This window comes from Enterobacter sp. ZOR0014 (assembly GCF_000798855.1).
Taxonomy (GTDB): Bacteria; Pseudomonadota; Gammaproteobacteria; order Enterobacterales; family Enterobacteriaceae; genus Enterobacter; species Enterobacter kobei.
Genome location: NZ_JTLF01000052.1, coordinates 1 through 221, shown reverse-complemented (window position 1 = coordinate 221; position 221 = coordinate 1). Strand labels below are relative to the sequence as shown.

The window sequence follows — 221 nt, the reverse complement described above, 5'->3', positions numbered from 1 at the left end:
GGAGTGGTCGTCCAGCAGGGTGAGAGGATGGCAGCGGCCGCCGCCAAAGGGGAAGTGCCCCTTAAAATCCATCTGCCAGAGCCGGTTCGGTGCGTCGTGTTCGAAGCGGCCCGTGAGCGGAATGCCGGGAGCCGTGCCGGGCAGCAGGCCATGGCGGGCCATCAGGTTATGGACGGTGCTGAAGGCAGGCATACGGTGTCCCTGGTCTTCGAGCCAGCGCT

1 pseudogene is annotated in these 221 nt (G+C 66.1%); it reads right to left on the bottom strand.

What is annotated here, in order from left to right:
* Positions 1-221, bottom strand: a pseudogene (locus L977_RS02195) (IS481 family transposase); the annotation flags it as partial.